The sequence below is a fragment of the Methylobacterium sp. WL6 genome (assembly GCF_008040095.1).
Lineage (GTDB): Bacteria > Pseudomonadota > Alphaproteobacteria > Rhizobiales > Beijerinckiaceae > Methylobacterium.
The window spans coordinates 1-2,636 of the sequence record NZ_VRVH01000455.1; the positions used below are offsets into that span (position 1 = coordinate 1).

General features: G+C 71.1%; 3 protein-coding genes and 1 pseudogene. 3 read left to right on the forward strand and 1 reads right to left on the reverse strand.

From position 1 onward, the window contains the following. Positions 1-358, reverse strand: a pseudogene (locus tag FV230_RS27105) (GNAT family N-acetyltransferase); the annotation flags it as partial. A 156-nt stretch (positions 359-514) separates the two neighbouring features. Here FV230_RS27105 and FV230_RS27110 point away from each other — a divergent pair. The 3 genes from FV230_RS27110 to FV230_RS27120 all read left to right on the forward strand — a co-directional run bounded on the left by FV230_RS27110 (position 515) and on the right by FV230_RS27120 (position 2,608). Next, positions 515-1,117, forward strand: coding sequence for a PAS domain-containing protein (locus FV230_RS27110; RefSeq protein WP_147844575.1), 603 nt, complete (start codon positions 515-517; stop codon positions 1,115-1,117). Between the two features lie 147 nt (positions 1,118-1,264). Further along, positions 1,265-1,492 carry a DUF4170 domain-containing protein gene (locus tag FV230_RS27115; RefSeq protein ID WP_147728057.1) on the forward strand — a complete coding sequence of 76 codons (228 nt, stop codon included), beginning with the start codon at positions 1,265-1,267 and terminating at the stop codon, positions 1,490-1,492. Between the two features lie 171 nt (positions 1,493-1,663). Beyond that, positions 1,664-2,608: a ribose-phosphate pyrophosphokinase gene (locus FV230_RS27120; protein WP_147728058.1), complete on the forward strand. Its 945-nt coding sequence runs from the start codon at positions 1,664-1,666 to the stop codon at positions 2,606-2,608. The last annotated feature ends 28 nt before the right edge of the window (positions 2,609-2,636 follow it).

Sequence of the window (2,636 nt, forward strand, 5' to 3'; positions counted from 1 at the left end):
ACGGGGTGCCGGCCGGCTGGGCCCCCGCCGGCACCCCGTCGAGGGCGGCGAACAGGGTGAGCGCATGGCCTTCCGCGCCGTAGCCCCGGTCCGCGAGCGGTTGGTCGAGCTCCGGCGCGAGGCTGACCACCCGCACGATCGACGGCTGGCCGAGCGCCGCGTATTCGCGCTCGCAAGCCGCGATCGCCGTGGCGGCGGGGCCGCGCGGCCCGCGGGTGGGATTGAGCGAGTTCGTCCGCCGGGTCGGCCCGCCCGAGGCGCGCAGCAGCCATCCGTCGAGGTGATCTTGACGGGTCGCGGGCCATGCGTCGCGGCAGGCCGCTTCCGCCGTCCAAGCGAGGTCGTCGTGCTGTGACATGCCTTGTCCGCGGGCTGCCCGGGGGGCGGTTCCTATCACGGACGGAGGCGGACCCGACCGCCCAGACTCTTAACGTGTGGTTGTATCGACGAAGTCGAAACCGTATGTGAATTGTTGCTCGACGTTTCCGATCCTCATGACACCTTTGGCAGGCCGATGGAATTCGACGGCATCGACGAGAGAGGACATGCGGCGGAAGAGCTGCATGCCGCCCTCCAGGCGTCGGGCGTCGTCGGCACCTGGGACTGGAACCCGGTCACGCGTCGCGTGCGCTACGACCGGGGGGCCGCCGAGCTCCTGGCGGGCGACGCCGCTTTGGCCGGGCGCGAACTCGAGTTCGACGAGGCGGTCGCCGGCATCCACCCCGACGACCTGCCGTGGATGACAACCGAGGTGCAGCGCGCGATGCGCGTCGGCGGCCTCGTGCTGGCGGAGTACCGCGCCGGGATGCTCTCCGGGCAGCCGCGCTGGGTCTTGAGCCGCGGGCGGGTCTTCCACGATCCGCATGGCCGGCCCGTGCGCAGCACCGGCATCCTGATCGACATCACCGAAGGGCGGAAGGCCGAGGCCGGCTACGTGGTGGCCGCGCCGGATCCGGAGCAGGAGGCGCCGCTGCTGCGCGCCGCCGACCTCTGCATCGCGCTGCACGCCGCGGTCGCCGAGAGCGGGTCCGAGGCCCTGCGCGGCATGACCGACCGGCTGCTGTTCCAGATCGGCCGCGAGATCGCGCAGGTCGAGCGCGAGGCCTCCCGGCACTGACGGCGTCGGCCCGGCAGGTCTGCGCTTGGCGGGTCCGCGCCGGGCGGGCTTGACGGCGGCGATGGGGTTTGCGACGCGCCCGGCGATGCCGCGCCCTGCGGCACGCGTCCTGCCTGAGGGCGCGCGTGCCGCGACCAGGAGAGACCCGTGACCACGACGATCGCCAGCGACCAGCTGCTCCACCTCGTCTTCGGCGGCGAGCTCGAGGACATCGAGGGCATCCGGTTCAAGGACCTCGCCGGCCTCGACATCGTCGGCATCTTTCCCGACTACGCCTCGGCCAAGGCGGCGTGGCGCGCCAAGGCGCAGGCCACCGTCGACAGCGCGCAGACCCGGTACTTCGTCGTCCACCTCCACCGCCTGCTGGAGCCGTAGGGCGCCGGCTGTGCAGAGCGCGGGCCGGCGCGGCGCCGGCCATTGTGACGGTTCGACCGCGCTGATAAGAGCCCGATCGACGCGGATGCCGACGGGCCTGTCGATCGGCCGGTCGTTCCAGGTCTTCAGGACGTGTCTCGGCCCGAGACCCCAAATGTTGAGCCCGCAGGCATGAAGTCTTCGATCAAGATCATCGCCGGCAATGCCAGCCGGCCCTTGGCGGAGGCGATCGCCGGATACCTGGAACTGCCGCTCGCCAAGTGCATGGTCCGGCGCTTCGCCGACATGGAGATCTTCGTCGAGATCCAGGAGAACGTGCGCGGCGAGGACGTCTTCATCGTCCAGTCGACCTCCTACCCGGCCAACGACCACCTGATGGAGCTGCTGATCATGATCGACGCCGCGCGTCGGTCCTCGGCGCGGCGCATCACGGCGGTGATCCCGTATTTCGGCTACGCCCGGCAGGACCGGCGCACCTCCGGCCGCACCCCGATCTCGGCCAAGCTCGTCTGCAACCTGATCACCGAGGCCGGCGCCGACCGCGTGCTGACGCTCGACCTCCATGCCGGCCAGATCCAGGGCTTCTTCGACATCCCGACCGACAACCTGTTCGCCGCGCCCGTGATGGTGCGCGACATCAAGGAGCGGCTGACGAGCACCGACCGCATGGTGGTCTCGCCCGACGTCGGCGGCGTGGTCCGCGCCCGCGCGGTCGCCAAGCGCATCGACGCGTCGCTGGCCATCGTCGACAAGCGCCGCGAGCGCGCCGGCGAGTCCGAGGTGATGAACATCATCGGCGACGTCGAGGGCCGTTCCTGCATCCTCGTCGACGACATCGTCGATTCCGGCGGCACCCTCGTCAACGCGGCCGAAGCCCTGCTCAACGCCGGCGCCAAGGAGGTCTCGGCCTACATCACCCACGGGGTGCTCTCGGGCGGCGCGGTCTCGCGCATCGCCGCCTCCCGGATGAAGGAGCTGGTGATCACCGACTCGATCCAGCCGACGCAGGCCGTCAAGCTCGCCCGCAACATCCGCGTCGCGACGATCGCCCCGCTGCTCGGCGAAGCCATCGGCCGGACCGCGACCGAGGCCAGCGTGTCGAGCCTGTTCGACTGACACCCGCGCGTCCTCCCTCCCCCTACCC

Bases quoted from the DNA above. Each gene is read 5' to 3' on its own strand.
- FV230_RS27120 (WP_147728058.1), top strand. From the start codon at position 1,664: ATGAAGTCTTCGATCAAGATCATCGCCGGCAATGCCAGCCGGCCCTTG.
- FV230_RS27110 (WP_147844575.1), top strand. From the start codon at position 515: ATGGAATTCGACGGCATCGACGAGAGAGGACATGCGGCGGAAGAGCTG.